The sequence below is a fragment of the Flavobacterium sp. genome, assembly GCF_049590715.1.
Lineage (GTDB): Bacteria > Bacteroidota > Bacteroidia > Flavobacteriales > Flavobacteriaceae > Flavobacterium.
In genome coordinates, this window is record NZ_JBAWDL010000345.1 from 1 (window position 1) to 6,342 (window position 6,342).

The following is a 6,342-nucleotide window of genomic DNA, read 5'->3' on the forward strand; positions in this document are numbered from 1 at the left end:
GGCTTTAACTGTTTCTTTATCGGCTAAAACCCATTGGTCAGCCCAGTCATAAAGAAATCGAGCATCTTTTTCTTGCAATCGCAAACACGAATGGGAAGCAGGATATCCTGGCAATTCGTATTGGTGAAAACCGACACCTAATTTGTTTTCAATATTAAAATTCCATTTTAAATCCCACTCATCATTAAAGGTACTGGTGGTTTCCTCTGCTTTCCAATTTGTAAAGAACAAACCAGTAGGAGTTGGATCTTTTTCTCGTCCCATATTTGTAGGGCCAGTGTGGACTAATGTACCATTTTCATAAGCTGCAAAAGTTTGGGTAGCATAGGAAAAAAAGATGATTTTTGAAATGTTTTTTATGGCTTCCAGTTGTAGCGGGAAAGGCAAGTAATCTTCTCTTTTTCCTTCAAAAGTGGAAGGAACAATAATCGAATCCATTTTCATAATGTTTTTAGCATCGGTTCTGTTCAAGTCAGTAACGATAGCCATTTTAGACTCGTCCTTTTCATTGGCTTTAAGCCAAGATTTTCCGTTTTCCATTTTATAGGCAATGCCTTTTAATTTGTCACGGTGTTCAATAGTGATAGTGTCTACTTCATTTTCAGTAGTTATTACTTCATCTTCTTTAGTGTCATTTTTTTTACAAGAGGATAATAACATTAATATACAAATGAATGTGATAATATTAATGAATACAAGTGAGATAGATTTTTTCATAAGTTGGTTTTAATTATTTTTATTGGATAGCTGTAATTAGCCTGCCCTATATAGTTGGGTTGTCAAATTATATATAGTTCCTTTTATGGGTTTAAATTTGATAATTCAAAGTTCTCCATTTTGTCCTTTTAATTCGTTATACAATTATTGAAAAAAGTTGTTAAATTCAAATATGATGTTGATTTTGGAAATTTATCGTTTATTTCACACTTATGTAAGGACTAGGATTTTTGAATAATGTAACTTTGTTTTATATCTAAAAAAAGAAATAAGATGACTGATCTAAAAAATAAAAATGCCCTCATCACAGGAGCGGGAAAAGGAATTGGAAAAGCCATTGCTATTGCTTTGGCAAAAGAAGGTGTTAATGTTATTTTAGTCGCTAGAACGCAAGAGGATATTGATAAAGTAGCGTTAAAAGTGCGTGCTTTGAGAGTGAAAGCACTAGCAATAACGGCTGATGTGGCTGATAATAATTCGGTAAAAGAAGCAGTTGATAAAGCTTTGGCTGAATTTGGTACCATCGATATTTTAATCAATAACGCAGGAATTGCTGCTTTTGGTAAATTCCTAGAAATGGAAACTACTGAATGGGAACGCATTATTCAGGTAAATTTAATGGGGACGTATTACACAACCCATGCTGTTTTACCTAATATGATCGAAAGACAAACGGGAGATATTATCAATATTTCATCTACAGCAGGATTGAATGGAAATGCTATGACGAGTGCGTATAGTGCTTCAAAATTTGCGGTTTTGGGATTGACTGATTCGTTGATGCAAGAAGTTCGTAAGCACAATATTCGTGTGACGGCTTTAATACCAAGTACTGTTGCTACTGATATGGCTAAAGAATTGAATATTGTAGGTGATAACGCAGATAAAATCATGCAAGCCGAAGATATTGCGGAATTGATTATTGCACAGTTAAAATTAAACCGCCGTGTGTTTATCAAGAATAGTAGTATCTGGACAACGAATCCGTAATTTAAGTTTTAAAGGTCCTAAGTATCTAATAAGAAAGAATATTTTTTGAACCATTAAGAGATTAAGAAAATTAAGCTAGAACTTAATGATACTTAATTTCTTAATGGTTTTTTTATTCGTAAATGAAATTTCATTCGTTGTTTTTTAGCCCTGATAGTAGCGGTATCCTTGTGGCGGCAGGCGTTAAGCCGCCACAAGATATAGCGGATAGCAGGAGGGATGTTTCCTAAAAGCAGTCTATAATGTGCTCCTAAAAAACTTTTTTAAATTATTTTTTCTTTCGCTCCCAACCTTTTTCGTTTATTTACGCTCTTTACTATTAAAGACCTTATTGTGATAAACGAAAATCTAATAATAGCCTGTAAAAAAATGCAACGAGATGCACAGCGTCAAGTGTATGAACAGCTAGCGCCAAAACTCTACGCGAGTTGCAAACGCTACTTGAAACAGGAAGAGGAAATTGAGGAAGCACTCGCCGATGCATTCTATACCATCTTTACAAAACTGGACCAATTGAAAGAGTTGGGCGCTTTTGAAGGGTGGGCACGAAAAATTGCGGTCAATCAATGTTTAGCAACATTAAAGAAAAAGAACAATTTTAATATGTACCTCGATGATGTGCATACGCTTTCGCAACCGTTTACTGATGAAGTCACTAATTTAGAAGAAGAAGATTTACTCAATTTACTGAACCATATTCCAGAAGGATGCAAAACGGTTTTCAATCTCTTTGTGATTGAAGGGTATGGTCATAAAGAAATTGGAAAAATGCTCCAAATTTCGGAAGGGACATCCAAATCACAATTGAATGCCGCTAAAACAAAGTTGAAAGAATTAGTAAATGCTCTTTATTACAAAAAATCGAATTAGTCATGGACAATCAAGATAAAATAATAAACAAAATCAAGGAAGCGGCTCATAATGCCGAGCACCAAGACTTTCCAGGAATGGATAAGGTTTGGTCGCGAATTGAGGATAAACTGGATCAAAAAGCATTGGAAACCAAATCAAAGGTTTGGAAGAAAATGGCGATTGCAGCTTCAGTGTTGCTATTGGTTTCTTTGGGCTACCAAGTAACAAAACCAAGTCAAGTTGTAATTGAAAAGGAAAAAACTATTGTAGTTGTAGATTCAGTAGTTAAACCAATTCCTAAACCAATTGAAGAAGCAGTTGTTTCGGCGGCTATTGATACTGTGGCTGTAGCCAAAGCAATTCGAAAAATGCAAACCGTTGTTGCTACCAAAGACGGGAAAAATGAAGTAGTTGCGCTTCAAGAAGTACAGGCTACTCCAGATGAAAAAGAAAGGGAACTGAAAAAAGCGGATTCCGAAAGGCAAAAAGCTAAAAGTACGCAGTTCAATCGCGGAAAAATCTACGATGCCGTTGAAGTAACCAGTGCTTATGGAAATGCAGCGGCATCTGAATCCGTAATGGAATCCGTAGCAAAACCAGTAAGTGCTGCCGCTCCATTAGTGGTGATGAACGGGAAACTGATGTCGGGGTCTAATTATAAAACAGTCAAAGAAGCCAAAAGAGAAATTATCTCGAATCTCGATGACGAAGAAGTAGATTCTTTGATTGTATTAAAAGAACCGTTGTATATCATCAATGGTGTTGAATATAGTGAGCTGTCCCTTTTTGGAACAAATCCTACGAGTCCGTATGCACCATTGAATAAACAAAAAATTGTCACTTTGGAAATTTTGCAAAACGAAGAAGCAACCGATAAATACGGAGACAAAGGAAAAAAAGGTGTGGTCATTATCACTACTGAAAATGGAAAGCCACTGAAAAAATAATTAATGTTACTAATGGACTAAGATTCTAAGGTTCTAGGTAAAGAAGGTATTTAGTTTACAAGAATATAAAGATTAAACACAGATTACAAAGATTCTCACAGATTTTTTTAAGCGATGCATAGCTTTAAAAAATCCTTTTAATCCTTAAAATCTGTTGCTTAAAAAAAATCACTAACATTTTAAAAATTACTGTCATGAAAAATTTAAAACATATTTCATTAGCCCTAACTATGCTTTTTTCTATCCTCAGTTTTGGACAAGAAATAATGATTACAGGAACAGTTTCGGATGAAACTAACGCTCCTTTACCGGGAGCTGCTATTTCGATAAAAGGAACAAAAATTACCACTTCAACTGATTTTAGCGGTCATTATACCATTCAAGCCAAAAAAGGCGATCAACTTACTTTTGGATACATCGGCTATAATTCTCAAACGATAAAAGTGGGGAATTTGAATGTTATCAATGTAAAAATGGTACCGGCAGCAAACACACTGGATGAGGTGGTTGTAATAGGTTATGCAACTCAGAAAAAAAAGGAATTTACAGGTTCAGTAATGCAAGTAAGGAGTGAATCTCTGGAAAGATATTCTAGAACCAATGCACAACAAGCACTTCAAGGAAAAGCCGCTGGAATTGCTACGACTACTAACCAAGTGTACGCTTCGCCATCAATAATGATTCGCGGGATTTCAACCACTAATGCAACTCATTCTCCGTTATATGTGATAGATGGTGTGCCGTATGATAAGGAACCTAAATTAGACCCTAAAAACATTAAAAGTGTTGATATTCTAAAAGATACTTCTTCGTCAGCTATCTATGGCAATAGAGCAACTAATGGTGTCGTAATGATAACGACGCAAAATGGTGATTACAAAGGAATGACCGAAAAAGAGTTGAAAACAAAACTAGATGCTATCCACATCAGTCCAGCACCGACTCCCAATCAAGAAGATTATGAGAACTTCGTAGAAAATCAGTTTGAAACACCAAAATCTGCGCCACTTTCCACTTTTTCTATCGATGTGGATAATGCTTCGTATACTAACATTCGTCGTTTTATCAATAATGGACAGGCTGTCCCTAAAGACGCAGTCCGAATTGAAGAAATGATGAATTTCTTTAAATACAATTATCCACAACCTACAGGGAATAATCCTTTTTCGATTAATACAGAATACAGTGATTGTCCTTGGAATCCTAAACATCAGTTATTGAAAATAGGTTTGCAAGGCAAAAACATCCCAACGGAGAATTTACCTGCATCTAATTTGGTGTTCCTTGTGGATGTTTCAGGGTCTATGAGCGACTCAAATAAATTGCCATTGCTAAAACAATCGTTGAAAATATTGGTAAACGAATTGCGTAAAGAGGACAAAGTGGCTATTGCCGTCTATGCAGGCGCGGCTGGATTGGTTTTGCCACCAACATCTGGAGACCAAAAACAAACCATCATCGATGCGCTTGATAACTTGAATGCTGGTGGAAGTACCGCTGGTGGTGCAGGAATCGAATTGGCATACAAAACCGCTTTGGCTAATTTTATAAAAGGAGAAAATAATCGTGTGATTCTAGCTACTGATGGCGATTTTAATGTAGGAAGTTCGTCAAATAAAGACATGGAAAGTTTGATTGAAGAAAAAAGAAAATCGGGTGTTTTCTTGACTTGTTTAGGATACGGAATGGGAAATTACAAGGATAGCAAAATGGAAATCCTAGCCAATAAAGGCAACGGAAATTATGCTTATATCGATAACATTCAAGAAGCCAACCGATTTTTAGGAAAAGAATTCAAAGGATCGATGTTTGCTATCGCCAAAGATGTCAAAATCCAAATTGAATTCAATCCTAAACACGTTCAATCGTACCGCTTAATAGGATATGAAAACAGAAAATTACGTCCTGAAGATTTTAAAAACGATGCCATTGATGCAGGAGAATTAGGAAGTGGCCATACGGTAACGGCTTTATACGAAATTATTCCAACAGGGATTGAAAGCACTTATAGCTTGCCTGATTTGAAATATACAAATACGACTAATACAGCAAATTATAGTAATGAATTAGCAACTATTAAATTTCGGTATAAAAAACCAGACGGAGAAAAAAGTATTGAAATGGTTCAAACCATTAATGACAAAACGATTGCTTTAAAAGCAGCTTCAGAAGATTTTAAATTCACAACGGCTGTTGCTTGGTTTGGATTAAAATTGAGAGATTCTAAGTTGGTTTCGGATAAAGACACTAAATCTATTTTGGCTTTAGCCAAAAACGGACTTTCAAAAGATACGGATGGCTATAAAGCTGAATTGGTTCGATTAGTGGAGACGGTGCAGTAGTTTAAAAATAAGAAAGCTTGATAAATCCCTATTTTATCAAGCTTTTTTTTTAGTTTACGATCTTACTCTTTTAAGATTTTTTGTGCTGTTTTTTCTAAACTTGCAAATAAATGAGCTTTTGGTATCGAATTACTAATTTGAGGAATTATTTTGGTTTCTTTTGGTCTGTAAAGTCAGCTATTTAGAACAACTAATTAGAGGGCAATAAAGCATGAAACCCTAGTTGTTTAAAAGAGATAAAATAAAAATTACCAGAATCTTAACAACAAATCTGAATTACAATATGTATTTTCATAAAATAGAAGCATTTTTACCAAGATTTAATTCACTTTTTTATGAAAAACAGGAAACTACAATTATTTATTCCACTTCTTTATATGGTGTGGTCAGATGATTTACTCACTGAAAAAGAGTTTGTGACTTTTCGTGAATTTATTGATGTACAGGATTGGCTTTCGCCAAAGGAAAAAGAAACCGTACTTTCAAAAATTGCT

Annotated in this window: 5 protein-coding genes; 4 read left to right on the forward strand and 1 reads right to left on the reverse strand. The window is 35.0% G+C overall.

Annotated elements, in window-relative coordinates:
* Positions 1 to 717, reverse strand: a 717-nt coding sequence (locus WBQ70_RS14660) for a L,D-transpeptidase (protein WP_423915489.1), incomplete at its 3' end; no start/stop codon positions are given.
* Between the two features lie 273 nt (positions 718 to 990).
* Here WBQ70_RS14660 and WBQ70_RS14665 point away from each other — a divergent pair.
* From WBQ70_RS14665 to WBQ70_RS14680, 4 genes are all read left to right on the forward strand, one after another.
* On the forward strand, positions 991 to 1,707 hold the full coding sequence (locus WBQ70_RS14665) for a 3-ketoacyl-ACP reductase (RefSeq protein ID WP_423915491.1): 717 nt from the start codon (positions 991 to 993) through the stop codon (positions 1,705 to 1,707).
* Between the two features lie 369 nt (positions 1,708 to 2,076).
* Complete coding sequence (locus WBQ70_RS14670) at positions 2,077 to 2,577, forward strand: RNA polymerase sigma factor (protein ID WP_423915493.1); 501 nt, start codon at positions 2,077 to 2,079, stop codon at positions 2,575 to 2,577.
* Between the two features lie 2 nt (positions 2,578 to 2,579).
* Positions 2,580 to 3,506, forward strand: coding sequence for a hypothetical protein (locus WBQ70_RS14675; protein ID WP_423915495.1), 927 nt, complete (start codon positions 2,580 to 2,582; stop codon positions 3,504 to 3,506).
* 194 nt (positions 3,507 to 3,700) lie between these two features.
* Positions 3,701 to 5,848 (forward strand): YfbK domain-containing protein, encoded by a 2,148-nt coding sequence (locus tag WBQ70_RS14680; RefSeq protein WP_423915497.1) that lies wholly within the window; start codon positions 3,701 to 3,703, stop codon positions 5,846 to 5,848.
* Positions 5,849 to 6,342: the final 494 nt, after the last annotated feature.